Genomic DNA, 24,493 nt, shown 5'->3' with positions numbered 1-24,493 from the left:
GAGAAAATGCCGCCCATGAATGCCACTTCCCCGGCACGGCTGCCGTCCCGTTCACGCGGCCGCTGGACCCTGATCGCCCTGTTCGGCGTGTTCTTCGGCGCCATGGCGTTGGCGGGCGTGCTGCGCTTCTCCGGCTGGCAGCCCGCCGCGCACCGCAATACCGGGCAACTGCTGCAGCCGCCGGCGGACCTGCGGGCGCTGCCGCCGACCCTGGCCGACGGCCAGCCGTACCCGTGGAATCCCAACGAACGGACCTGGCGGATCCTGGTGGCCCCGTCTGCCAGCTGTACCAGCGAGTGCGTCACTTTGTCGCAGGGATTGGGCAAGGTGTGGCAGCTGTTCGGCCATAACGCGGATAATGTCGAGATCCTGTGGCTGGGCACGCCGCCGGCCGAGGTCCAGGGCATGCCCGCACTGCGCGCGCTGCGCGCCCAACCGGACCTGCGTGCCGCTTTGCCCGCCGTGGATGACGCCGCCGGCACGCCTGTGTATGTGATCGATCCCAACGGTTTCGTGATCATGCGGTACGCGCCGGGATTCGATATGGCCGGTCTGCGCAAAGACCTGGCCACGCTGCTGAAACTGAAGTGAGTTCTGTTCGATGAGCCTCTCCGCACGCCCGGTGCTGCACCGCAATTTCCACCGTCTGGCGTGGTTTGCACTGATCATGACGGCCAGCACGATCATGTTCGGCTCGTTCGTGCGCTTGTCCGATGCGGGCCTGAGCTGCCCGGACTGGCCGACCTGCTATGGCCGTGTCACCTGGCCGCAGCACGCCGAGGAAGTGATCGGCCACGAGGCCGCCAAGATCCGCCCGCTGGAAACGCACAAGGCGTGGCGCGAACAGGTGCACCGCTTCCTGGCCGGCGCACTCGGTATCGAGATCCTCACCCTGGCGCTGCTGGCTACGCGCCGCCGTCGTTGGGGCAGCACTGCGGTCATCACCGCCTGTGTGCTGGTGGCGACCGGCATACCGCTGTACATGATGGGCATGCATGTTCCCGCGAGCATCATCGCCTTGATCGGCGAAGCGATCCTGCTGATCGCCGCGTTGCGCTGGACCAATATCGACCTGGCCCGCGCCGCGTTGCTGACGCTGGCGGTCGTCATCTTCCAGGCGCTGCTCGGCATGTGGACGGTCACCTGGCTGCTCAAGCCGATCGTGGTGATGGGCCATCTGCTTGGCGGCATGCTGATGTTCGGTCTGCTGGTGTGGATGGCGTGGCGCGCCACGCACATGCCGATCACCCTGGCCGAAGCGCCCAAGCTGAAATGGCTGATCCGTGCCGGCGTGGCCGTGCTGGTCGCGCAGATCGCCCTCGGCGGCTGGGTCAGTGCCAACTACGCCGCACTCGCCTGCGGTGGCGGCAGCGCCTCGCTGGACAACTTCCCGCGCTGCGTCAGCCAGTGGTGGCCGCCGCATGACTTCAAGGAAGGCTTCACCCTGTGGCGCGGCATCGGCGTGGATTACGAAGGGGGCGTGCTGGATGGCGCCTCGCGCATCGCGATCCAGATGGCGCACCGGATGATGGCGATCGTGGTGGCCGTGTACCTGCTGTGGCTCTCGGTGCGCCTGTTCCGCCTGCCGAGCATGCGCGGCTGGGCGAGCGCACTGGGCCTGCTGGTGGTGCTGCAGATCACCCTGGGCATCCTCAACGTGAAGCTGGCGGTGCCGCTGGAAGTGGCCGTCGCGCACAGCGGTGGCGCGGTGGCGCTGCTGTTCGTGCTGGTGACGCTGCTGGCGCGCCTGCGCGCGCCGGATGCCGAGGGCGGCAAGGCCAGCGCTGCTTCCCCTGCCGTGCAGGCGGGCTGACGGCATGGCCAGCTATCGTCAGTACTGGGATCTGACCAAGCCCAAGGTCGTCGCCCTGATCGTGTTCACCGCGCTGGTGGGCATGTTCCTGGCCATCCCCGGGCTGCCGACCGCGCAGCAGGCGCTGGACGGCGCGCTGGGCTTCCTTGGCATCTGGCTGGCGGCCTCGGCCGCCGCGGCGATCAACCAGCTGCTGGACGCGCGCATCGATGCACAGATGGCGCGCACCTCGTGGCGCCCACTGGTGGTGGGCAAGGTCCAGCCGTGGCAGGTGCTGGTGTTCGCCGGCCTGCTGATCGCGCTGTCGATGACGATCCTGGTGGTCTGGGTCAACGTCATCACCGCGGTGCTGACCTTTGCCTCGCTGATCGGGTACGCGGTGATCTACACCGTGTACCTCAAGCGCGCGACCTCGCAGAACATCGTCATCGGTGGCCTTGCCGGCGCCACCCCGCCGATGCTCGGCTGGGCCGCGATCACCGGCATGCAGGGCCCGTGGGACTGGGCCTACGCATCGCTGCTGGTGCTGATCATCTTCATCTGGACTCCACCGCACTTCTGGGCGCTGGCGATCTTCCGTCGCGAGGATTACGCCAAGGCGGAGATCCCGATGCTGCCGGTGACCCATGGCGTGGCGTACACCCGCAAGTCGATCATGGTCTATTCGATCGCCCTGGCCATCGTCAGCATCCTGCCGGTCGTGTTCGGCATGAGCGGCATGTTCTATCTCGGCGGCGCGATCGTGCTCAACGCGGTCTTCCTCTGGTACGCCTGGCGCATGCTGAATCCGCCGGATGAGATCTTCTCGATGAAGATGTTCGGCTACTCCATCGTCTACCTGATGGCGCTGTTCGCCTTCCTGATGGTGGACCACTGGATGCTGCCCTGGTTGCAGTAACCGCCTTGAATCGGTGATTCGCCGTCGCCATTGCGTCTCTACCGAACAGGGAGTGACGGTATGAAGCGATGGCGTTGGATGGCAGGGTGGGTGATCGGGTTGGCGTTGGGTGCGGCCAATGCGGCACCGGCACCGGTAGCACCAGTGGAGGACACGGCTGCGCAGATCATCCAGCATGCAGGCGATGCGCGCCTGATCGTCCTCGGCGAGTACCACGGCACCGCTGAAACGCCGCGGCTCGTGGCCGATCTGGTGGAGCGCTACAGCCGCGACAACGCCGCGGTTCGGCTGGGACTGGAGATGCCGATGAGCGAGAACGTCGCGCTCGCGCGCTACCTGCGCTCCAACGGTGATCCTGATGCGCGTGAAGCACTGCGGACCACCCCGTTCTGGTCCGTCAAGGATAACCAGCATGACGGACGGCGAAGCCGGGACATGCTCGACCTGATCGAATCCATTCGATCGCTGCGCGCGCAGGGACGCAATGTAGGCGTCGCCGGCTATGACGTGGAGAGCGGAGCGTCCAACGGCAACGAGGCGCGCGACGCCGCCATGGCCACGCATCTGCACCAGCAGTTCAACGCGCTGCCGCCCGGCGCCCGGATGCTGGTGCTGACCGGCAACGTGCATGCGATGCGCAGCCCGCCCGCAGATGCGCCACCGGAGATGCAGCAGCGCACGATGGCCTCCCACCTGCTGGATCTGCCGCTGTACAGCGTGCGCCTGGAGGCGTTGCGCGGTCATTTCTGGGCCTGCGTGCAGCCTTGCCGCGCGCTGCCGCTGATCGAGCGCGCACCACGTGATCCCGAACTCAGTGCTGACCAGGATCAGCAGTACGATCTGGTGGTGTTCCTGCCCGGACTCAGCGTCGGCACGCTGACGGCGCCCTAGGGCTGGCTCTGCGGCCTGCGTGACGAGGCCGCGCAGGCTGCAGTATTGCCGTCTCAGTCCTGCCGGGTGACGGGCGTCGGTTCCACCGGATCACGCGCATACCGCTGCGCGATCATCGCGCAGACGATCAGCTGGATCTGGTGATAGATCATGATCGGCAGCACGATCGCACCGAGGCTGCCCCCGGCGAACAGCACCTTGGCGATGGGCACGCCGGTGGCCAGGCTCTTCTTGGAGCCGCAGAACAGGATGGTGATTTCATCCTCGCGGTTGAAGCCCAACCGGCGCGCGATGAAGCGGATCAGCGGCATCGCGATGCCGAGCAGTACTGCTGCCACCACCGCCACACTGAGCAGCGACAACAGCGGCGTCTTGCTCCACAGCCCTTCGCTCACCGCTTCGCCGAAGGCGGAATAGACCACCAGCAGGATCGTGCCCTGGTCGGTGTAGCGCAGCAGGGCGCGCTGCTTTTCGACCCAGCGGGCGATCCAGGGCCGCAGCAGGTGGCCGGCCACGAACGGCACCAGCAGCTGCAGCATGATGCTGACGATGGCCTGGCCGGGGTTGTGCATGCCGCCTTCGGTGCCGGCCAGCAGGGCCAGCAGCAGCGGGGTCAGGAACACGCCGAGGATGCTCGACAGCGAGGCGCTGCACACGGCCGCCGGGACGTTGCCACGGGCGATCGAGGTGAACGCGATCGAGGACTGCACGGTGGACGGCAGCGCGCACAGGAACAGCACGCCGATGTACAGCTCGGGGGTGAGCAGCCAGCCATCCAGCGGTTTGAACATCAGCCCCAGCAACGGGAACATCACGAAGGTACAGGCCAGGATGGTCAGGTGCAGGCGCCAGTGCAGCAGGCCGGCGACGATCGACTCACGCGGCAGGCGTGCGCCGTGCAGGAAGAACAGTGCGGCGATGGCGACGTCGGTGACATCGTCCAGGACCATCGCGGCGGCGCCGTGCATCGGCAGGAAGGACGCCAGCAGCACGGTGCAGAGCAGGGCGAGGGTGAAGTTGTCCGGTCGCAGGCGCGACCACCAGCGGGTCATGGTGGGCAGGCTCCTGTAGAGCAGGGAAGTGGGCGGGGGAAGAATAGCGGGGTCAACGCGCGGCGTCCTGCTCCAGCAGGACACGGGTCGGCGCTTCCAGCGAGGTCATGCCGGCCTCGCGGCCGAACTGCACCGCCTGGTCCACCGAGGCACCCTCACGCGCCTCCAGCACGGCCAGCAATGCACCGGCGCGGTTGCCGGAGGCGCAGTGCAGCAGCACCGGGCCCTGGCTCTGCGCCAGGGCGGTACGCAGCGCCTGCGCGTTGGCGTCGGTCAGGCCGGCGGCACCCGCAACGGGAATGCGCACATAACGCAGGCCCAGGCGCTCGGCCGCGGCGGTTTCATCAAAGCCACGCGCCTCGTCGGGCTGGCGCAGGTCGATCACGGTGGTGATCCCGGCCGCGGCCGCCTGCTGCAGCTCGGCAGCGCTGGGTTGCCCGGCGGTGTACAGCTGCGGCCGTGGCTGTGCGAATGGCAGTTCCGCCGCCCAGGTGGGCAGGCACGGCGCGAACAGCGCGGCCATGACGCCAGCGCGGAGCCAGCGGACGATCGGTGCGGTGGAACGTGCGATGTGGGATGCCACGGCGGCTCCGTCGGTCAGAAGCGGAGGGTGCTGCGCGCCTTGAGCAGTTCGCGCAGCTCGTACTTGTCAGTATCGTCCAGACCCTGCTGGCTCTGCTTTGCCTGAAGCTCATCCAGACGTTGCATCAGCAGCTGTTTCTCCAGCTGGGCCACGGCGTCATGCAGTTCCTGGGTCCACATCGCCTCGTCGCCGGGCAGGGTCTGTGCGGCCAGCTTGTGCAGCGCGTCCTGTTCCTCGCGCCCGTCGAAGTGCTCCAGCAGCGCGCCGGTGCTGATGTCCGGGCGCTGCTCGACCAGGATCAGCAGTTCGGTCAGCAGTTCGATGCCGGGCAGGCGCAGGCCGGTGAAGTGGTGGCCTTCCAGGGTCATCGCCAGCGAGGGCTGCTGCAGCAGGATCGCGATGGCCGCGCGCACCAGGCTGCGGCGCTGTGCCGGTGCGACCGCGCGCTGTGGCGGCCGCGAAGGAGCCGCGGATGCGCTGGGCTTGGCACCCAGGCCGGTCAGCGTGGTCAGCTGCTGCTTCATCAGGTCGCCGAAGGCGCCATCGGGAATCTGCGCCAGCATCGGCTTGGCCCGTTCGGCCAGGCGTGCCTTGCCGTCAAGCGTGCCCATGTTGACCTCACGGGTGAGCTCATCGAAGAAGAACTGCGACAGCGGCGTGGCCTGCTGCAGGCGTGCATCGAAGCCCTCGCGGCCTTCCTTGCGCACGATCGTGTCCGGGTCCTCGCCGTCGGGCAGGAACAGGAAGAATGCCTGGCGGCCGTCTTTCATGCGCGGCAGCACCGACTCCAGCGCACGCCAGCCGGCGCGACGGCCGGCGGCATCGCCATCGAAGCAGAAGAACACGTCCGGCGCGTTGCGGAACAGCAGCTCGGCGTGGTCCGGCGTGGTCGCCGTGCCCAGCGTGGCCACTGCCTGGGTAACCCCGAACTGGAACAGCGAGACCACGTCCATGTAGCCCTCGACGACGATCAGCCGCTCGATCTTCTGGTTGGCCTGGCGTACCTGCCACAGGCCGTACAGCTCGCGGCCCTTGTGGAACAGCGCGGTCTCGGGCGAGTTGAGGTACTTCGGGCCGTCGTCCTTCTCCATCACGCGGCCGCCGTAGGCGATCACGCGGCCACGGCGGTCGAAGATCGGGAACATGACGCGGTCGCGGAACTTGTCGTAGACGTGGCCGCGGTCGTTCTTGGAGAACAGGCCGGCGCGGTCGAGCAGCTTCATCCGGCGCTCGTCCTTGCCCAGTGCATCCTTCAACGCGCTGTAGCCGTCCGGTGCGTACCCGATGGCGAAGCGCTCACGGTTTTCTTCATCGACACCGCGCTGGTCCAGGTAGGCGCGCGCCTTGTCGCTGCCCTTCAGCGCGGTCTGGAAGAAGCGCGTGGCCGCATCCAGGGCCGAGTACAGATCGCGGCTGTCGTCCTGCTGCTGGGCGGTGCGCGGCTGGGTATCGCGCGGCACTTCCATGCCCACGCGCTTGGCCAGCTCATCGACCGCGTCGAGAAACTCGAGGCGGTCGTAATTCATCAGGAAGCTGATCGCCGTGCCATGCGCGCCGCAGCCGAAGCAGTGATAGAACTGTTTGGTCGGCGAGACCGTGAACGAGGCCGAGCGCTCGTCATGGAACGGGCACCGCGCGGCGTATTCCTTGCCCTGGCGCTTCAACGGCACGCGGCTGCCCACCACCTCGACAATGTCGGAGCGGGCCAGCAGGTCGTCGATGAATGCGTCGGGGATACGGGCCATGGGCAGCAGGCGGGGGCATGGCCGGTCACGGCCACGCGCGGAAGCGGGGGTGCCGCTAGTCTACTAGCTGCCGGCCGTTTCGCCCGGTTTCGGCGGCGCGACACCGGCCTGGGCGAGGACGGCATGGGCGCGCAGGCGCTCATCGATCACCGAGGTCATCAGTGCACCAACGAAGAACACCACGGTGGCGTAGTAGATCCACACCAGCGAGATCACCAGGGCGCCCATCGAGCCATACGCGCTGCCCGGTGCGACGGTGGCGATGTACAGGCCGATGCCATAACGGCCCAGCGCGAACAACGCCGAGGTGATCGCACCGCCGATGAAGGCCTGTCGCCACGCCACGCGGCGGTCGGGCAGGTAGTGGTAGAGGAAGGCGAAGCCCACCGTGTACAGCGCCAGGCTGGTGAGATAGCCGATCGCCGGCAGGACCGAGGGCAGGTGCGCGAAGACTACCTGCAGCATGGTGGTGGCGGTCATCGACAGGATCAGCAGGAAGCCCAGCGCCAGGACCACGCCGAAGGAGAACACGCGCTTGCGCAGCCACGCCACGATCCCATCCAGGCGCTCGCCGCTGGTGTTGAAGATCAGGTTCAGGGCGTTCTGCAGCTGGGCGAACACCGCCGTGGCACCGATGAACAGCAACAAGGTGCTCCAGACCCCCGCCAGCGTGCCGATGTCCGGCTGGTTGTTGGCGTTGCTGAGGACGGTTTCGGCCACCGAGGCGGCACTGGTGCCGGCCACATCGTTGATCTGGCCCAGCAGCGCCTGCTGCGCCGGGGGATACAGCGAGGCCGTCAGCCACAGCAGCAGGACCAGCAGCGGCGCCATCGAGAGCAGGGCATAGAAGGCCAGCGCGGCGGCCTGGGTCATCACGTCCGCATCGATGAAACGGCGCACCAGTACGGCGGGAAAGCTCTTCTCCAGCCGCGCCATGTGCTTGCGGACCTTGGACAGGGAGGGGCTCGGTTGGTGCATGGACGGCGTCGGGTCGGGAGCGAGGCCCCTGTTCTAGCAAATGGCCGGGGTGCGCCGGGTGAAGCGGTCCGGTCACGGCGTGACCTTGACGGATATCGCGCTATCCTTTTTCCCGGTTTTCCACCTTCACAGCAGAAAGGACGCTTCATGAAAGGAATGGTCTACACGACGATGGCGCTGTTGGCGGCCGCAGGTCCGGCGATGGCCGCCGGGGCCTGCGACAAGGCCTTCAAGACGGTAGGGGACGCGCGCAACGGTGCGCTTTACATGGCCGATGTCACCGTACCGGGCCTGAAGGTGCAGAGCGCGCTGGACCAGTTGCGCAAGATTGGCGGCGATGACGAATTCGAAGTCGCTGGTCAGCTGGTGCAGGGCGATACCGGCGATCAGTACCTGATCCAGCGCAAAGGGCTGCGCACCCCGCTGGTACTGGTGGGCACCGCCGACCGTACCGGTCGGGTCACCCTGGCGACCAAGCTGGCCCGGGGCCAGTCGGTCGAGCCGGCGGCGGCCAAGCAGTCGATGTGCGGGATGCTGGACAAGCTCAAGGCGGGCAGCCAGGGCGACGCGGTTGCCGCAGCGGGACGCACCCAGTACCCGATGCCGGCCATGGAGGCCGTGGCGGCCCCGGATCTGTCCAAGATGATGGGCAAGGAAGTCAAAGACACGATGGCCCTGTACCGCAGTGCGGGTGCCTTCAAGGACCTGATGCTGGGTACCACCACCAACAAGGAAGACAAGGGCGACCGCTCGGCCACGTTCCTGCCGCTGTACGCCAAGTATGTGGGGCGGCGCTACCAGATCGACGGCCAGATCTATACCGTCAATCCCAACACGTACTCGACCAAGCCTGGTGACATCGGCTCGATCAACTATCTGGTCACGCCAACCCGCGGCCTGCTGCGCGTCCGCCAGAGCGACAGCTACAACAACAACAACTACACCATCCGCTGCGAATTCGCGTCCGACCAGGCCGCCAACTTCACCATGCTGCGCGAGCGCGACTGGGCCAAGCTGGAAGGCGAGATCAGTTCGATCGAGGAAAGCTCGATGACGCTGCGCAATTGCCGCCAGGCCTCCTGACAACGGACCTGCTGAAACTGAAAAGGCCCGCGAAATGCGGGCCTTTTCGTCGGCGGCGTGGCGGCGTGATCAGCCGGCCAGCTGCTGCTTGACCAGCTTGGACACCAGGCCCATGTCGGCCTGGCCGGCCAGGCGCGGCTTGAGCGCGCCCATCAGCTTGCCGATGTCGGCCGGGGTGGTCGCGCCGGTTTCGGCGATGGCGGCCTGGATGGCGGCCACGATCTCGGCTTCGCCCAGCTTGGCCGGCAGGTACTGGTCGATGACCACGATTTCCTCGCGCTCGATCACGGCCAGGTCTTCGCGACCGGCGGCCTCGAACTGGGTGACCGAGTCCTTGCGCTGCTTGACCATCTTTTCCAGCACGGCGAGCACGGCGGCGTCGTCCAGCTCGATGCGCTCATCGACTTCGCGCTGCTTGATCGCGGCGTTCATCAGGCGGATCACGCCCAGGCGGTGCTTCTCGCCGGCCTTCATGGCGGCCTTCATGTCATCGGTGAGCTGCTGCTTCAGGCTCATGGGAACACCTCGTGTCGGTGGAAATGGGAGCGGGGCGCCGAAGCGCTGGAACGCAAAAAGCCGGTAACGCTCGCGCGTTCCGGCTTCGGCTCCGTCACGACAGGCCAGGGCCCGCCGTATCGAAGTTGCGTCCGATCAGTACAGGCGCTGACGCTTGGTAACGTCGCGCGACGAACGGCGCAGCTGACGCTTCACAGCAGCGGCAGCCTTACGCTTACGCTCCTGGGTCGGCTTTTCATAGAACTCGCGCTTGCGGGTTTCGGCCAGCACGCCGGCCTTTTCGCAGGTGCGCTTGAAGCGACGGAGCGCAAACTCGAAGGGCTCGTTCTCGCGGACTTTAACGCTGGGCATGGAATCTCCGGGACACAGTAGAACCGGGTCACGCCCGGTGAGAGCCGCACATTATAGCGGCGAGAAAAGAAGTTGCAACCCACCCCGGCGAACTTCTTGGCCACGGGTGATGCTGAGACAGGCCAGCGTACGTCTGCCGGGGCCTGAAGAGGTCCATAATACCCGTTATGCGAGTCCTTGGTATCGAATCTTCCTGCGATGAGACCGGCGTGGCGGTGTATGACACCTCCCTGTCCGGGATCGACGCCCTGCGCGCCCACGCGGTCTACAGCCAGATCGCCCTTCACGCCGAGTACGGCGGGGTGGTGCCCGAGCTGGCCAGCCGCGACCACGTGCGCAAGCTGCTGCCGCTGATCCGCCAGACCCTGGCCGAAGCCGGCATGACCGTGGCCGACATCGACGGGGTGGCCTACACGGCCGGCCCCGGCCTGGTCGGCGCGCTGCTGGTCGGGGCGGGCGTGGCCCGTTCGCTGGCCTGGGCGCTGGAGGTGCCGGCGGTCGGGGTCCACCATATGGAAGGGCATCTGCTGGCCCCGCTGATGGAAGACGACCCGCCGCAGGCGCCGTTCGTGGCCCTGTTGGTGTCCGGCGGGCATACCCAGCTGGTGGCGGTGGACCGGATCGGCCAGTACCGCCTGCTCGGCGAAACCCTGGACGACGCCGCCGGCGAGGCCTTCGACAAGACCGCCAAGCTGATGGGCCTGCCGTACCCCGGTGGCCCGCAGTTGGCGGCCCTGGCCGAGCGCGGCACGCCGGGCCGGTTCAAGTTCACCCGGCCGATGACCGACCGCCCCGGGCTGGATTTCAGCTTCTCCGGGTTGAAGACCCAGGTCCTGCTGGCCTGGCGCGACAGCGACCAGAGCGAGCAGACCCGCGCCGATATCGCGCGCGGTTTTGAAGATGCGGTGGTCGACACCCTGGCGATCAAGTGCGAACGCGCGCTGGATGCGGCGGGCACCGATGTGATCGTGGTGGCTGGCGGCGTCGGGGCCAACAAGCGCCTGCGCGCCAAGCTGCAGCAGATGGCCGCCCGCCGCGGTGGCCGCGCCTGCTTCCCGCGCCCGGCGCTGTGCACCGACAACGGCGCGATGATCGCCTTCGCCGGCGCCCTGCGTCTGGAAGCGGGCCAGCACACCCCGCCGCAGGTGCAGGTCACCCCACGTTGGGACATGGCGACGCTGCCGGCGGTGTGAGGTTGACCGAACGTCGGCAACGACTCAGACCGGCCTCCGCTTCAGCAATGATGTCACCGACTCATGCCGGTTCATCCACCGCTCGATATGGGCGCAGCGCATCTGGACGATTCGTCCAATCGTGGCCAGATCCAGCGCAAGGTCACGCGCGAAGATCGGTTCGTGATGCGCAATCCGGTTGCGCAGCTGCCTCACCTGTTCGAGGTTGCCGTGCAGCTGCGCGCGCACAAGGTGCCCGGGTACGTCCGGATCCGCGCCTGGAAGGACGCGCCTCAGGGTCTTGGACCATAGCGTCCTGTCGAATCGTTGGGTAAACAGGTGCTGCCAGAACGCGAATCTCAACGAGGCGATAACGGCCGCCGTTGACGTGTGCTTCGACGCTGCGCGGCGCAACTCTTCGCGCGCGTTGTAGCGCGCTGTGCCGCCGGGAAGACTGGTACGGAACCCTTCCTGCCATGGCCAGAGTGCACCATGCTGCTGGGCTACCGCTTCAGCCACCGCATTGCGGATGACGACCTCGCAGGTATGGAGCGGCAGTAAAAACGCGCCGCTGACCCTCATTTTCCATCGATACAGCTCGAATGGATGGGTGCGAAGTCGGGCGTGTGCGACGGCTCCTTCATACCTTGTCATGCGTGCTGCGGAGAATGAGCGGTGAATCAGGTGCTGATCGCGCACGTCAGAGCTTTGCGGGGTCCATGGGCCTCCACCGTAGAGGGTGGCTGTCGCGCGCGGTATCAGGGAAGTCGGTCAGTCGCGGCAGGTTTGATCTATCGAAAACACTTATTGGATCAATGATCTACCGAGTTCCAGGGGGCTGAGCACTACGTCGTAAATCCGGATTCAGACCGTTGACCCTATTTGGCAACACCGGTACCGTTGCCGCGTGTGCCACCGGGATCAGCTGATGGGTATGCCCATCTCCCCCGGGGACAGTGGTGGTAAGCAAAGGGTCCCGCGCGGGGCCCTTTGTCTTTTCCGGCACCGGCGCGGACGCCCGCCGACCCCGATTCCCGGCACATTCCGGACAGCCCCGTTACCATGGTCGCCATCTTCCACGTGGCATGGCTATGGACAAGGTATTCATCGAGGGGCTCGAGATCGATGCCCTGATCGGGATCTACGACTGGGAACGGCGGATCCGCCAGACCCTGCGTTTCGATCTGGAAATGGGCTTCGACAACCGCCGTCCGGCGGCCAGCGACGACATCGCCGATACCCTCAATTACAAAGCCGTGAGCAAGCGCATCGAGCAGTTCGTGCGTGACTCGGACTATGGCCTGGTCGAAACTCTGGCCGAGCGCATCGCCGAGATCGTGCTGCGTGAATTCAAGGTGCAATGGCTGCGCCTGAAGCTCAGCAAGCCCGGCGCGGTGCGCGGTGCGCGCGCGGTGGGCGTGATCATCGAGCGCAGCGCGCAGGACCTGGCAACGCCCTGATACCCCGATTAGGAGATCGATACCCGATGTTGGATGCGGTAGTGGCAACCCGATGGCTGGACAGTGTCCAGCAGACCCTCGAACCCTGGCCCTGGGCCTACACCCTGCTGGTGCTGGCAGCGCTGGCCCTGGCGGCCTGGCTGGCCAACTTCGTCACCAAGAAGATCCTGCTGCGCGGCCTGCGCAAGCTGGTCAGCCGCCTGCCTGGCCATAGCGCCGGCAATGAAGGCGGCAACAACCTGCGGGTGATTTCGCGGTTGTCCAACGTGGTGCCGAGCATGGTCATCGCCGCCGGCATCCGGATCGTGCCGGACCTGCCGCCGGAGCTGGTGGCGTTCGTGATCGGCGCCTGCCGGGCGTGGGCGGTGCTGACCGTGGCGCTGGCCGTCTCGCATGCGCTGGATGCCGCCAACGATCTGTACGAGCGGCGCCCGGATGCGCGCAACAAGCCGATCAAGGGCTACCTGCAGGTCGTGAAGATCATCGTCTTCGTGATCGCCGGCCTGTCGATCGTGGCGACCCTGCTGGGCGTGAAGCTCGGCCCGCTGGTGACCGGCCTGGGTGCGGCCACCGCGGTGCTGATGCTGATCTTCCAGGACACCATCCTCTCGTTGGTGGCCAGCGTGCAGATCAGCGGCGATGGCCGGGTGCGGCTGGGCGACTGGATCGAAATGCCGAGCCAGAACGCCGATGGTGATGTGATCGATATCGCGCTGCACACCATCACCGTGCAGAACTTCGACAAGACCATCACCACCATCCCGACCAAGAAGCTGGTGACCGAGTCGTTCAAGAACTGGCGTGGCATGCAGGAAGCGGGTGGGCGCCGGATCAAGCGCTCGCTGTACCTGGACCAGCACAGTGTCGGCTTCGTCGATGCGCCGATGCTGGCCGAGCTGGAGCAGTTCGCGGTGCTGGGCGATTACCTGCGCGGCAAGCAGGCCGAGCTGCAGCAGTACAACGCCGACCTCCAGGCCAAGGGCGTGGCCGCCGTCAACGCGCGCCGGGTGACCAACCTGGGCACCTTCCGCGCCTATGTCGAGCGCTACCTGCAGCACCATCCTGGCATCCATACCGAAATGACCCTGCTGGTACGGCAGCTGCAGCCCACCACCCAGGGCCTGCCGCTGGAGATCTACTGCTTCACCCGCAGCACGGCGTGGGGCGAGTACGAGGGCGTGCAGTCGGACGTGTTCGATCACCTGCTGGCGATCCTCCCGGCCTTCGGGCTGCGGGTTTTCCAGGAATCCAGCGACGCCATGTTGATGGCGGGGCAGCAGCGCCTGGCCGCTGCGGAGTAAGCTCCTGTGCCCCCGTTGCTGCCCGTGCGGTGGCGGGGGTCTTCCCTCCGGGGAAGAAAAATGAACGCAAAAGTCATTCACAACGGCCTCGGGAACGCTAGAATCCCGGGCTTGTAAACGTTTTCATAAGGACAGCCGGTGGCCGCCGATCGTATCGAAACCCTCATTGCCCAGATGACCGTCGAAGAAAAAGTCGGCCAGCTGGGTGTGTTCGCCGACATGGTCCGCCCGTTCGCGCCGGATGTGAATCCGGAAGCCAACGTCAGCAATGCCGACCAGGTGCTGCAGCAGGTGCGCGAGGGCAAGGTGGGCTCGCTGTTCAATGGCGTGGGCGTGGAAGCCGGCCGCCGCATCCAGCAGGTCGCGCTGGAAGAAAGCCGCCTGAAGATTCCGGTGATCCTGGCCGCGGACGTGATCCACGGCATGCGCACCGTATTCCCGATCCCGCTGGGCGAGGCCGCCAGCTTCGAACCGGACCTGGCCGAGCGCACCGCCCGCGCCACCGCGGTGGAAGCGACGGCAGCCGGCCTGCATTGGACCTATGCGCCGGCCGTGGATATCGCCCGCGACCAGCGCTGGGGCCGTGGCGCCGAGGGCGCCGGTGAAGACGTGGTGCTGGGCTGTGCGTTCGCCGCCGCCCGCGTGCGCGGTTTCCAGGGCCTGGACCTGCGCGCCGCCGATGCCCTGCTGGCCACCCCGAAGCATTTCGCCGCCTACGGCGCGGTGATGGCCGGCATGGAATACAACATGGTCGACATCTCGCCGCAGACCCTGCGCGACGTGCACCTGCCGCCGTTCAAGGCCGCTTTCGAAGCCGGTGCCCTGACCGTGATGTCCTCCTTCAACGACATCAACGGCGTGCCGGCCAGCGCCAATGCCGAGCTGTTGACCGACATCCTGCGCGGGGAGTGGAAGTTCCCGGGCGTGGTGATCTCCGACTACACCGCCGACATGGAACTGGTCGCGCACGGCTACGCCGCCGATGACCGCGACGCCACCGCCAAGGCCTTCACCGCCGGCCTGGACCTGAGCATGCAGAGCGGCTTCTATGCCGAGCACCTGCCGGGCCTGATCGAGAGCGGCGAAGTCCCGATGGCCACGCTGGACGAGTCGGTGCGCCGCATCCTGCGCCTGAAGGAAGCGATCGGCCTGTTCGACGACCCGTACCGTTCGCTGGATCTGGCGCGCGAAGCGGACACCTCGCATATCGCCGCGCATGACGAACTCTCGCGCGATGCCGCGCGCCGTTCGATCGTGCTGCTCAAGAACGCCGAGTCGGTGCTGCCGCTGAAGAAGGCTGGGCAGAAGATCGCGCTGATCGGGCCGTTCGTGCAGGACCGCGACAACATCGAAGGCTGCTGGACGCTGTTCGGCGACAAGTCGCGCTACGTCACCCTGGAAGCCGGCGTACGCGCGGCGATCAGCGATGAAGCACTGCTGGAAATCGTGCCGGGCTGTGATCTGGAAGCCGCCGTGCAGGACGGCATCGAACAGGCCGTGGCCGCCGCGCTGCGTGCCGACGTGGTGGTGCTGGCCCTGGGCGAACCGCAGCGTTACAGCGGTGAGGCGCAGTCGCGCGTTGAGATCACCTTGCCGCCGGCACAGCAGGCGCTGGCCGAAGCGGTGGCGATGACCGGCAAGCCGCTGGTGGTGCTGCTGCGCAATGGCCGCGCGCTGGCCCTGCAGGGCGCGGTGCGCAATGCCCATGCCGTGGCGATCACCTGGTACCTGGGCACCCAGACCGGGCACGCCGTGGCCGATGTGCTGTTCGGCGATTACAACCCGTCCGGCCGCCTGCCGGTGAGCTTCCCGCAGGTGTCGGGCCAGCAGCCGTATTTCTACAACCACCCGCGCACCGGTCGCCCGGAACTGCCGACCATGTCGGAGTTCAAGGCGCGCTGGCGCGAAATTCCGAACGAGCCGGCATACGCGTTCGGCCACGGCATGGGCTACACCACCTTCGCCTATGGCGTGCCGCAGCTGAGCAACGCGCAGCTGGGCTGGGACGACACCCTGACCATCACCACCACGCTGACCAATACCGGTGCGGTGGCAGGTGAGGAAGTGGTGCAGCTGTATATCCACGATCGCGTGGCCAGCCGCGTGCGGCCGGTGCGCGAGCTGAAGGGCTTCGACAAGATCGCGCTGCAGCCGGGCCAGAGCACCGAGGTGACCTTCACCCTGGATCGCCATGCACTGGGCTTCACCGGCCGCGATGGCGTGTTCCGCGCCGAGCCGGGCCAGTTCGAGCTGTGGGTGTGCGCCTCGTCGGTCAGCGGCGAGCCGGTGATCTTCGAGCTGCTGGCCGCCTGAGCCGGCCTCGCTTCACCGGTAGTGCCGGCCGCTGGCCGGCAACGCTGAACGGTGATGGCATCTAGGGGTGCCGGCCAGCGGCCGGCACTACCGTATCCATCATCGGCGGCTGACGTTCCGGCGGGTACGCTGGCTCCCTCGTGAAACCGATGGAGCCCCCCATGCGCCTGTCCCGTACTCCTTTGTTGCTGGCCCTGGCCAGCCCGCTGTGGCTGGCCGCCTGCAGCCCGTCGTCGCCGCCGCCGGCTGACACCGCCGCTGCGGATCCCGCCCAGGGCCCGGCCACCGCCATCCCCGAAGGCCGCCCGACGCCGGGTGACACCGTGCCGTCCTCGGGCCTGTCGCCGGATGCGGTCACTGCCGGCAGCCCCGCGCCGGATGCCGCCGCGCCCGCCGCTGGCGGTGCCACGACACCTGCTGCGGACGCCGCCGCCACACCTGCCGCGCCGACCAGCGCTGGCACCGGCGATGTCCGCCAACGCATCGATCAGGTGCTTGGCGACGCGGCCCAGTACGAAGCTGTGTTCAATGCCTTCCAGAAGGCGGTCAACGGCGGCGATCGCGCGGCCGTGGTCGAGGAAGTGCGTTTCCCGCTGAACATCGCCAATGGCGCCAGGATCACCGGCCCCGGCGAGTTCCAGCGCAACTACGAGCGCATCCTGACCCCGGCCGTGCGCAAGGCCATCGCCGCGCAGAAGTTCGACGACGTCATGGTCAACCAGCAGGGCGTGATGATCGGCGACGGCCAGGTCTGGCTCAACGGCGCGTGCCTGGATCAGGCGTGCAGCCGCACCGAGGTCAAGGTGGTGACCATCCAGTAAGCACGTGCAGCGCTTGAACGCACGTGAGGGATGCAGGCTGCCGGCGATGCGCCGGCAGCCTGTCTGGCTCAGGCTTTCGGCGTGAGCTTGAGCAGCTTGCCGTTGCTGCCGTCTTCGAGCAGCCAGATCGCGCCATCCGGACCCTGTTCGATCTCGCGGATGCGCTCGCCCATGTCGAAGCGCTCGGCCTCGCGGGCGTTGTCGCCGTCGAAGGCCACGCGCACCAGCGCCTTGGAGGACAGGCCGCCAATGAAGCCACTGCCGTCCCACTTGGGGAACTGTTTGCCGTTGTAGATGATGAAACCGGCCGGCGAGATCACCGGGGTCCAGGTCACCTTGGGCGCGGCGAATTCCGGGCGGGTGGAATGGTCGGGAATGTCGCGGCCGTCGTAGTGATTGCCGTTGGAGACGATCGGATAGCCGTAGTTGGCCCCGCGCTCGATCAGATTCAGCTCATCGCCGCCGGCCGGGCCCATCTCATGCACCCACAGCTTGCCGCGCGCATCGAAGGCGATGCCCAGCGCATTGCGGTGGCCGAGCGACCACACCTGCGCGGCCACGCCGCCCTGCGAGGCGAACGGGTTGTCGGCGGGCACGCTGCCGTCGTCATTGAGGCGGACCAGCTTGCCGAGGTTGCCGCCCATGTCCTGGGCCGGATCGAACTTCTGGCGCTCGCTGGACGTGATCCACAGCTTGCCGTCCGGACCGAACGCGAGGCGGTGGCCGTAATGCCCCTTGCCGCTCACTTTCGGGGTCTGGCGCCAGATCACCTTGAGGTCTTCCAGCGTGCCGCTGCCATCGGCCGCCAGCGCCAGCCGCGCACGGGCAACCGCAGCGCCACGGGTATCACCGTCGCCTTCTTCGGCGTAGCTGAGATAGATCCACTGGTTCTTCGCGAAGTCCGGGTGCGGCAGCACATCGCCGAAGCCGCCCTGGCCGCCGTAGGCGACGTCCGGGACGCCGGTGATGGTGGCGGTTTTGCGGGTCTGCACGTTGAAGTGCTTCAGCGCGCCTTTCTTCTCGGTGACCAGCAGGCTGCCGTCGGGCAGGAAACTCATCGCCCAGGGCTCGTTGAAGCGGGCGAATTCGGTGGCGGCGAACGGCCACTGCGCTTTTTCCACGGCTGGCGCGGCGACCTTGTCGGCAGCAACACAGGCGGTGGTGAACAGGGCGGGGGTGAGGCTGATGGCGAGGGTAAGCAAGAGCTTGCGGGTCATGGAAGTCTCCGTCGGGGAGGCGATGGCCAACCCCTGTTGTACACCATGCCCATCAACGCCGCGTGGACCAGAGGTCCTGCCCATACGACAACGGCGACCCGAGGGCCGCCGCTGGAGGTGGGTCGAGGAGTGCGCGTCAGGTGCCGCGCGGGACGCCCTTGTCCAGGTGCGCCTGGCGCAGCGCGGTGGACTCATCCCAGCCGCGGCGCACCGCATTGCGGGCCTGTTCCCAGCTCAGCTTGCTCTGGCCATGTTCCTGCGCCCAGCGGGTCTGCAGTTCGGCTTCCACTTCTTCATACGCGCGGATCATGTCGTCAGCGCGGGTGCGATGGCCGAGCTGGTAGGCCGGCTCGTAGTCATCGAAGAACTGGTTGTTGTCATAGTACGGTTCGCTTGGAAAGCGTTCACGCCAGTAATCCGATACGGCCTGGCGCGGGACACCGTCTTCCGGCACCCGGCCGGGAATCTGATAGTCAGTGCTCATGTGTTGGCTCCGGTTGGGTGAGGCTTCACCGTACCCAAAGCCGGGTTAACGCCATGGACCGGCGAGGTGAATGACACATCAAGTGCCATTCACCTGTGCACCTGCTCAGCCGTCGTGATCGCGGCGCGGGAATTTATAGATGACCGCGCCTACCGCGAAGGCGATGCCTGCCGCCGCGATGTTCTGCCAGCTCGCGCTGGCGAACAAGGCCAGGCACAACAGCAGTGCGAGGATTGGGATCAGCGGTCCGCCGGGCAGCTTCAACGCGCCAGGGCGATCACGGAACCGGCGCGCCAGCACCAGCACCGCCGCGGCCGTGCCGATGTAGGCGAACAGGCGCGTGGTCATCGACAGCAGCGCCAGCTGCACGAACGAACCGGACAGGGCCAGCGCCAAGGCGATCAGGCCCTGCGCGACGATCGCCGCCGCCGGGGTGCGGAAGCGCGGATGCACCTGCGCCAGGATCCTCGGCCCGTAGCCATCGCGCGCCAACGCAAACAGGAAGCGCGGGCCCATCATCATCGTGTTGCTGTTGGTGCCCAGGATGGAGATCGTTGCGCCCACGGTGAGGATCAGGGCGAGGGTGAGCCCGCCGAAGCTGGCGGCGGCATCGGCCAGCGGCGTCGGCGAACTGGCCAGCACGGCCAACGTGCCCTGCGCGATGAACTGCACTGCGCCGTAGATCACGGTGACGGTGATGATCATGGTGATCAGCGCGAACGGAATATCACGGCGCGGGTTCTTGTACTCACCGGCAGCGGCCGGGATGTTTTCGAAACCGGCATAGGCATACAGCAGCAGGAGCGCTGCTTCGCCCATGCGCTGCAGATCGTGCGGGTCCGGGCGTACGCCGGAGAAGGCCAGGTCGGTATCCACGTAGAACGCGCCGATCGCCACGAACAGCACCAGCGGCAGCAGCTTGCCGATCACCAGGATCACACCGGTACGCGCGGCCGAGCGCACCCCGGCCACGTTCACCGCGGTGAGGAAGCCCAGCGATACCACGATGACCGCGATACGGCCGATGTCATGCCCGGCCCAGGGCCAGAAGCGCGCCACCGCATCGGCCAGTGCGTTGCTGAGCGCCGCCGCCGAGCTGATGCGGGTGAGCCAGATCATCCAGCCGATCTCGAACCCGGCAAACCGGCCGAATGCCTCGCGCGCATACAGATAGCTGCCGCCGGGCTCGTCGAAACAGCTGGCTGCCTGCGCATAGCAGAGCACCAGCAGGGCGACCACGATGCCGGCCGCGACCACCCCCCACAGGCTGAAAGGACCGAGCAGGGCGACGGTGGCCGCCGGCAGCAGGTAGATGCCACTGCCGATCACATCGTTGATCGAAAGGCCGACGATCTGCCAGCGGCTGACCGCGCGTTCGAGTTGCGGGTCGGGCGGCGCGGTGCTCAATGCACGCTCCCGGCCAGCATGGGCAGCTGCCATTCGGCCTGCAGGCGCTGGTATTCCGCGCGCGGCAACAGTACGAAGCGCGGCCGCGCGCTGGCGTCCAGCCACGCCAGCAGCGTGGTCATGCGCGCCGGGTCCATCGCGGTGCAGCCGGCGGTCGCCTCACCGGGTGTGCGCCACAGGTGGGCGAAGATGCAGCTGCCACGGCCGGGCGTCGCTTTCGGGTTGTGCTCGATGACGAAGCCTTCGCGGTAGCGTACGTCGCCCTTGTTGTGCAGGTCCAGCCGCATCGGCTCGGTCGAGCCTTCCACCGCTTCGGCACCGATCACCTCGGCATCGACGATGCGGTTGTAGTACGGCGAGTCCGGCACATCCATGCAGTAACTGGTGTCGCGCATCGGCTGGTAGGGCAGGCCGCTGGTGACGCCGCGCGCATAGCCGAAGGCCGGGCCGATCGCGAAGATGCCGGCCGGGCTGCGGCCATCGCCTTCCTGCTTCCGTGGCGTCCCGGACTGGGCCGGGTGCAGCCCTTCGCCCCACGCGCTGCCGCTGCGGCCCACGGCGACATCGAAGGCGGCGCCGTGCGGCTGCCAGCCCTTCGCGGTGCGCTCGAAGGCCTGCAGCTTGCCCTGGGTGGCATCCCAGCCCTCGGTGGTGACCACGACCAGCTGCGTGCTGCCCTCCAGCGCGGCGGCGAACACGGGGGCGGCGATGACCAGCATCACGGCGGCGGTGACGGAGCGGAACAGCGGCATCATCGTGGCGGACTCCAGGATCAGCTGTCGATCAAATGTTCGATCCGTTCCAGGTTCACCCCGAGCTGGCGGTGGCGGTCCGGGTTGGCGTGGCACAGCAGGACGAAGACGAAATCCAACAGCGCCTGCAGAGAAGAACGGTACAGCAGTTGCGCCACGTGCGGCGCCGGGTCATGCGCGCACAGCACCAGGCTGGCATCGGCATGGGCGCGCAACGGGTTGGCGCTGTGGCGGGTGATCGACACCACCTTGCCGCCCATGTCCTGGAACTGGCGCGACAGCTGGAACAGCTGTGGCAGCTTGCCGAACTCGGAGAACACCAGCATCGCGTCCCCGGGCCGTGCGGCCGAGAGGTTGGCCATCATCAGGATCGGGTCGGCGTGGTGCACGGTAAGCATGCCCAGCAGCGACAGGCGCATGGCGAATTCGCGGGCGTACAGGCCGTCATCGCCCAGGCCGTAGACGAACACCTTGGGCGCGCCATCGATCAGCTGCACGATCGCTTCGATGTCGGCCTGGGGATTGGCCAGCCAGGTTTCTTCCTCGGCGGCGGCCTTGCTCACGCGCAGGCGCTCGGCGATCTGGGTGTAGTCGTTGGCGGCCTCTGGGAGCGGCGGGCGGCTGTGCGGGTCGCTGCCGGCGCGGGCGACGGCCTCGCCGATGGAGTACTTGAGGTCCGGATAGCCCTTGAAGCCCAGTTTCTGGCTGAACTTGACCACGCTTGACTGGCTGATGCCCAAGGCGCTGGCCAGCTGCTGGGAGGAGTAATCGCGCAGGAGGTGGGCGTTGTCGAGGATGAAGTCGGCGATGCGGCGTTCGATCGCCGACATGTGGTCACGCTCGGAGCGGATTTTCACCAGGGGCGGCATGGGGAGGGCGTCAGATCCGGTAGAGCCACCCCATGGGTGGCTGCGGCAGGTGGGATTGCGCGAACGGCAGCCACGCATGGCGTGGCTCTACCGTAGGCGACCGGCGAGGCGGATACAACGGTCACCACCGCCGCGGCGTGATCATCTCCAGCCCACGCACCTCGGTGATGCCCAACCCGGGCGCATCGCTGATGGTGATCTCCGATTCGTTGAAGTTGACCCCGCCGGTCACCGGGTTGAACTGGCCCAGCGACGGCCCATCCAGATCCACCTTGGTGATGATGTCGCTCTTGGCGACGGCCAGGTGCACGGCGGCGGCCACGGAGATGCTCGATTCGATCATGCAGCCGATCATGCATGGCACGCCGTAGATCGCGGCGATATCGGCGATGCGGATCGCATTGGAGAGGCCGCCGGTCTTCATCAGCTTGATGTTGATGATGTCCGCCGCGCGCTGCTGGATCAGGTCGAACACCTGGCCGGGATTGAACACGCTCTCATCGGCCATCACCGGGGTGTTGACCCGGTCGGTGACGTACTTCAGGCCGCTGATGTCGGCGGCCTTCACCGGCTGCTCCAGCAGTTCCAGCACCACGCCGGCCTCTTCCAGCGCCCGCATCGCGTGCACGGCCTGCTTGGCGGTCCAGCCCTGGTTGGCATCCAGGCGCAGCAGGGCGCGACCCTGCACGGCGGCATGGATCGCCTTGACCCGCTCGATATCCAGGCCGATGTCCTTGCCGACCTTGATCTTCAACGACTCGAAGCCGCGCTCGATCGCCGAGAGCGAGTCGGCCACCATCTTGTCGATGTAGTCCACGCTGATGGTGATGTCGGTGGTGATCACCGGGTCGCCGCCACCCAGCATTCGGTACAGCGGCGCGTTGTGCAGCTGTGCCCACAGATCGTAGACCGCGATCTCCACCGCGGCCTTGGCGCTGGTGTTGCGCTCCATCGAGGTCTGGATCAGGCCGCAGAGCCGATTGAGGTTGGCCACGTCCTCGCCGATCAGGCGCGGTTTGATGAAGCCGTCGATGGCCTCGATGATCGAGCCGTGCGTGTCGCCGGTGATCACTGCCGTGGCCGGCGCTTCACCGTAGCCGGTGTGGCCGCTGTCGGTACGGATCAGCACCACCACGTCTTCGACGGTGTCCACGGTGCGCAGCGCGGTCTTGAACGGGGTCTTCAGCGGCACGCGCAGCATGCCGAGTTCGATATCGGTGATCTTCATTCAGGGGGTCTGTGGCCGAAGGCGCTGGATGTTGGTGATGCGGTCGATGTAGCTCACGGTATCGCTGGCCATCATCGGCTCCAGCGGAGTGACCGACACGCCGTTGAGATGCGCCTGCACGCGCTTGCCGTCCGCACCGATCCAGCCGCCGCCGGCGGTGTCGTGGATCAGCCAGGTACGGCCGTCGATGTGGCCGATCGCCATCATCACGTGGCCGGGGATGTAGACCAGGTCGCCGACCTGCAGCTGCTTGACGGCCGTGTCGCGCGTGGCTTTCCCGTCCTTCGCGCTGAAGGCGATGCGGTCCAGCGCCGGGCTGACCGCCTGTGCGCTGGTATTGCGCGGCATCAACACGCCGACGCTGCGGTAGATCTCAGAGACGAAGCCACTGCAGTCGCGGGTGTCGTAGTCGTGGCCCCAGCCGTAGCGCTCGCCGAGGAACTTGAAGGCCTGGGTCAGCAGCGTCCGCGGGGTCAACGGCAGATAGTCGTCGGCGGTGTCCTGCGAGCGCGGCAGCAGTGCGGGCACCAGTGACAGGCGGCCATCGGCCTCGCGCACCGGCAACTGCACCACATGCGCGGCGTGGGCCTGCTGGCCGTTGACGGTCTTCTCCAGCGGCCAGTCGGCGATCACCGGCAGGCGCACGCCCATGTCCAGCTGCAGCCGCGACACGCGCGGCTCCTCCGGCGTGTACGCGGTGAACGCGGTGGCCCCGGTGACCACACGGTACGGGCCATGCTGGCCGTAACCGAACACGGTGTCAGCGTCGCCGATGCCGACGAAGCGCTTCTCGATCCACGCCGAGTAGCGTTCGCTGGTGATGAACAGCCAGCGCCCGTCAGCGCTTTCATGCAGCACCGCCACCGCGTCGCCGGGGAACAGAGCCGACTCCTGGAAGCGGTCGATGTCGGTGTCGCCCTGGCTGGTGAACACCCGCAGCGCGGTCGGGAACGCGCGCAGCGCGGCACGATGGGTGACCAGGCCATACTGCAGCGGGCGCTGCGCCGGAACCGCGGCGAGTGCCAGGTTGGCCAGGGTCTCGCTGCGCTGCCGGTCGCTGATGGTCTTGCCATCCTGGCCGTACAAGGTGCGCTCGGGCCACCTGGAGAGCGATTGGATGCTGCCCAGCACGTGCTCGCGGGGCAGCTGCGCCGGCAACGCGCGCAGATCGTGGATCGAGGCGTCCTCGGCACGCATGCGGGCGTTCTGTGCGGCGATACCGGCGCGATCGAGGATCACGCGGTCCGGATCGGGCAGGCGGTCGGCCCAGAAGCCGGGCGCGAGATAGGCCTCGCGCAGGGCGATCACCCCGCCGAAGTCGGCGCCGGGTGCAGCACGCGGCGCCTCGGCCCACGCAGGTGCCAGCATGGCCGCAAGGACCGCCGCCAGCACGACGCGCGACAACCAGCGGGACCGCACGGGGCGGTGGGGGGAAGCCTGGATCATCACGCGGTCACCCTCCTCGGAAGCGTCAGGAATATTTATTCCTTTTTTCGGCGAAAGCAAGAATAAATTATTGACCGGCTATCAGGCCCGTGTTACACAGCGATTACCCCACC

General features: G+C 67.0%; 24 protein-coding genes. 10 read left to right on the top strand and 14 right to left on the bottom strand.

The window, feature by feature from the left end; translation table 11 throughout:
• Positions 1–15 precede the first annotated feature (15 nt).
• Genes PV764_RS11625 through PV764_RS11610 form a run of 4 tightly spaced genes read left to right on the top strand, consistent with a single transcriptional unit; the run spans position 16 to position 3,602 of the window.
• Positions 16–591 carry a hypothetical protein gene (locus tag PV764_RS11625; RefSeq protein ID WP_421116652.1) on the top strand — a complete coding sequence of 192 codons (576 nt, stop codon included), beginning with the start codon at positions 16–18 and terminating at the stop codon, positions 589–591.
• 10 nt (positions 592–601) lie between these two features.
• Positions 602–1,813 (top strand): COX15/CtaA family protein, encoded by a 1,212-nt coding sequence (locus tag PV764_RS11620; RefSeq protein ID WP_019185990.1) that lies wholly within the window; start codon positions 602–604, stop codon positions 1,811–1,813.
• A gap of 4 nt (positions 1,814–1,817) precedes the next feature.
• Complete coding sequence (gene cyoE / locus PV764_RS11615) at positions 1,818–2,711, top strand: heme o synthase (protein WP_421116651.1); 894 nt, start codon at positions 1,818–1,820, stop codon at positions 2,709–2,711.
• Between the two features lie 60 nt (positions 2,712–2,771).
• Entirely contained in the window at positions 2,772–3,602 is an 831-nt protein-coding gene (locus PV764_RS11610; protein ID WP_421116650.1) for a calcium-binding protein, read from the top strand.
• A 53-nt stretch (positions 3,603–3,655) separates the two neighbouring features.
• Here the strand turns inward: PV764_RS11610 and PV764_RS11605 are convergent, their stop codons facing one another.
• From PV764_RS11605 to PV764_RS11590, 4 genes are all read right to left on the bottom strand, one after another.
• Positions 3,656–4,654, bottom strand: a complete 999-nt coding sequence (locus PV764_RS11605; protein WP_019185987.1) for a bile acid:sodium symporter family protein — start codon at positions 4,652–4,654, stop codon at positions 3,656–3,658.
• A 52-nt stretch (positions 4,655–4,706) separates the two neighbouring features.
• Positions 4,707–5,177: a beta-lactamase hydrolase domain-containing protein gene (locus PV764_RS11600; RefSeq protein WP_421116665.1), complete on the bottom strand. Its 471-nt coding sequence runs from the start codon at positions 5,175–5,177 to the stop codon at positions 4,707–4,709.
• 74 nt (positions 5,178–5,251) lie between these two features.
• A complete protein-coding gene (dnaG, locus tag PV764_RS11595) occupies positions 5,252–6,982 on the bottom strand; it encodes a DNA primase (protein ID WP_421116649.1) in 1,731 nt (576 codons plus the stop codon).
• Between the two features lie 63 nt (positions 6,983–7,045).
• On the bottom strand, positions 7,046–7,960 hold the full coding sequence (locus PV764_RS11590; RefSeq protein WP_019185984.1) for a YihY/virulence factor BrkB family protein: 915 nt from the start codon (positions 7,958–7,960) through the stop codon (positions 7,046–7,048).
• Between the two features lie 147 nt (positions 7,961–8,107).
• Here PV764_RS11590 and PV764_RS11585 point away from each other — a divergent pair, with 147 nt between their 5' ends.
• Positions 8,108–9,043: a hypothetical protein gene (locus PV764_RS11585; RefSeq protein ID WP_235318883.1), complete on the top strand. Its 936-nt coding sequence runs from the start codon at positions 8,108–8,110 to the stop codon at positions 9,041–9,043.
• A 69-nt stretch (positions 9,044–9,112) separates the two neighbouring features.
• On the opposite strand, the gene PV764_RS11580 is transcribed toward PV764_RS11585, so the two are convergent.
• Together PV764_RS11580 and rpsU are read right to left on the bottom strand one after the other, a co-directional pair.
• The gene (locus PV764_RS11580) at positions 9,113–9,559 is read right to left on the bottom strand and encodes a GatB/YqeY domain-containing protein (RefSeq protein WP_070426478.1); all 447 of its coding nucleotides are present in this window, start codon (positions 9,557–9,559) and stop codon (positions 9,113–9,115) included.
• A 135-nt stretch (positions 9,560–9,694) separates the two neighbouring features.
• Complete coding sequence (gene rpsU / locus PV764_RS11575) at positions 9,695–9,910, bottom strand: 30S ribosomal protein S21 (RefSeq protein WP_002808376.1); 216 nt, start codon at positions 9,908–9,910, stop codon at positions 9,695–9,697.
• Between the two features lie 167 nt (positions 9,911–10,077).
• On the opposite strand from rpsU, the gene tsaD reads away from it, so the two are divergent.
• Positions 10,078–11,103: a tRNA (adenosine(37)-N6)-threonylcarbamoyltransferase complex transferase subunit TsaD gene (tsaD, locus tag PV764_RS11570; protein ID WP_070471538.1), complete on the top strand. Its 1,026-nt coding sequence runs from the start codon at positions 10,078–10,080 to the stop codon at positions 11,101–11,103.
• A 24-nt stretch (positions 11,104–11,127) separates the two neighbouring features.
• On the opposite strand, the gene PV764_RS11565 is transcribed toward tsaD, so the two are convergent.
• Entirely contained in the window at positions 11,128–11,736 is a 609-nt protein-coding gene (locus PV764_RS11565; RefSeq protein WP_421116648.1) for a hypothetical protein, read from the bottom strand.
• Between the two features lie 437 nt (positions 11,737–12,173).
• Between PV764_RS11565 and folB the strand changes: the two genes are divergently transcribed.
• The 4 genes from folB to PV764_RS11545 all read left to right on the top strand — a co-directional run bounded on the left by folB (position 12,174) and on the right by PV764_RS11545 (position 16,977).
• Positions 12,174–12,542 (top strand): dihydroneopterin aldolase, encoded by a 369-nt coding sequence (gene folB / locus PV764_RS11560; RefSeq protein WP_019185979.1) that lies wholly within the window; start codon positions 12,174–12,176, stop codon positions 12,540–12,542.
• Between the two features lie 26 nt (positions 12,543–12,568).
• Positions 12,569–13,843 (top strand): mechanosensitive ion channel family protein, encoded by a 1,275-nt coding sequence (locus PV764_RS11555; RefSeq protein WP_019185978.1) that lies wholly within the window; start codon positions 12,569–12,571, stop codon positions 13,841–13,843.
• Positions 13,844–13,981: 138 nt separating this feature from the next.
• Positions 13,982–16,156, top strand: a complete 2,175-nt coding sequence (locus PV764_RS11550) for a glycoside hydrolase family 3 N-terminal domain-containing protein (protein WP_421116647.1) — start codon at positions 13,982–13,984, stop codon at positions 16,154–16,156.
• 161 nt (positions 16,157–16,317) lie between these two features.
• Entirely contained in the window at positions 16,318–16,977 is a 660-nt protein-coding gene (locus PV764_RS11545; RefSeq protein ID WP_052727504.1) for a hypothetical protein, read from the top strand.
• A gap of 68 nt (positions 16,978–17,045) precedes the next feature.
• On the opposite strand, the gene PV764_RS11540 is transcribed toward PV764_RS11545, so the two are convergent.
• The 7 genes from PV764_RS11540 to PV764_RS11510 form a co-directional block, all read right to left on the bottom strand.
• Positions 17,046–18,194, bottom strand: coding sequence for a PQQ-dependent sugar dehydrogenase (locus PV764_RS11540; RefSeq protein ID WP_421116646.1), 1,149 nt, complete (start codon positions 18,192–18,194; stop codon positions 17,046–17,048).
• Positions 18,195–18,330: 136 nt separating this feature from the next.
• Positions 18,331–18,678 carry a hypothetical protein gene (locus PV764_RS11535; protein ID WP_070471533.1) on the bottom strand — a complete coding sequence of 116 codons (348 nt, stop codon included), beginning with the start codon at positions 18,676–18,678 and terminating at the stop codon, positions 18,331–18,333.
• A gap of 105 nt (positions 18,679–18,783) precedes the next feature.
• Positions 18,784–20,118, bottom strand: a complete 1,335-nt coding sequence (locus tag PV764_RS11530) for an APC family permease (protein WP_421116645.1) — start codon at positions 20,116–20,118, stop codon at positions 18,784–18,786.
• Positions 20,082–20,840: a L,D-transpeptidase family protein gene (locus PV764_RS11525; RefSeq protein WP_421116644.1), complete on the bottom strand. Its 759-nt coding sequence runs from the start codon at positions 20,838–20,840 to the stop codon at positions 20,082–20,084. The genes PV764_RS11530 and PV764_RS11525 overlap by 37 nt, the downstream gene beginning before the upstream one ends.
• Positions 20,841–20,857: 17 nt before the next feature.
• Positions 20,858–21,706: a MurR/RpiR family transcriptional regulator gene (locus PV764_RS11520; RefSeq protein WP_019185971.1), complete on the bottom strand. Its 849-nt coding sequence runs from the start codon at positions 21,704–21,706 to the stop codon at positions 20,858–20,860.
• 121 nt (positions 21,707–21,827) lie between these two features.
• Positions 21,828–22,934, bottom strand: a complete 1,107-nt coding sequence (locus tag PV764_RS11515; protein ID WP_019185970.1) for a dipeptide epimerase — start codon at positions 22,932–22,934, stop codon at positions 21,828–21,830.
• Positions 22,935–24,380, bottom strand: a complete 1,446-nt coding sequence (locus tag PV764_RS11510; RefSeq protein WP_421116643.1) for an SH3 domain-containing protein — start codon at positions 24,378–24,380, stop codon at positions 22,935–22,937.
• Positions 24,381–24,493 lie beyond the last annotated feature (113 nt).

Source organism: Stenotrophomonas sp. AS1, assembly GCF_048957655.1.
GTDB classification, from domain to species: Bacteria; Pseudomonadota; Gammaproteobacteria; order Xanthomonadales; family Xanthomonadaceae; genus Stenotrophomonas; species Stenotrophomonas bentonitica_A.
Note: the sequence above shows the minus strand (reverse complement) of the source record. Positions and strands in the feature narration are given on the sequence as shown.